This window comes from Pseudarthrobacter scleromae, from assembly GCF_014644515.1.
Lineage (GTDB): Bacteria > Actinomycetota > Actinomycetes > Actinomycetales > Micrococcaceae > Arthrobacter > Arthrobacter scleromae.
In genome coordinates, this window is sequence record NZ_BMKV01000018.1 from 1 (window position 1) to 639 (window position 639).

The following is a 639-nucleotide window of genomic DNA, read 5'->3' on the forward strand; positions in this document are numbered from 1 at the left end:
GTACTGAGATGTTTCACTTCCCCGCGTTCCCTCCACGCACCCTATGTGTTCAGATGCGGGTCACCAGGTGACTCGCGTCCCTGGCGGGGTTTCCCCATTCGGACACCCTGGGATCACAGTCCGGTTATCGACTCCCCCAGGCTTATCGCAGATTCCTACGTCCTTCTTCGGCTCCTAATGCCAAGGCATCCACCGTGTGCTCTTAAAAACTTGACCACAAAAGATCAAAAACGCTAATTTTCGAGAGAACCACAGAAACCAACCACACCCAACAACACCACCCCAAAAAGAGTGACACCATCACGCGCAGCCAGATCCAGGTTCATATTCTTGGAAATTGCTTCTTATAAAAGATGCTCGCGTCCACTATGTAGTTCTCAAACAACAACCCCGTACCACACACCCCACACACACAAACATGCATGATCGATGCAGTCAGGAAACCAGAAACAAACAAACCCGCAACCCCACCCCACACAAAAGGGGGCAAGAACCACGGCCCTGTTGCCTCAGGACCCAACAGTGTGCCAAACACTAAACCACCCATCCCACACCAGCACCGTTCCAGGAACCCCGCAAAGGAGGAACCGTACTAAGCACCGGAAAAAGACCGGCAGCCGCTATTCGTTGATATTCCAC

The 639-nt window shown here is 52.4% G+C and carries 1 rRNA gene; it reads right to left on the minus strand.

Annotated features, from left to right (window positions below):
* A 23S ribosomal RNA gene (locus IEX33_RS19240) occupies window positions 1-216 on the minus strand; the annotation flags it as partial.
* Window positions 217-639 lie beyond the last annotated feature (423 nt).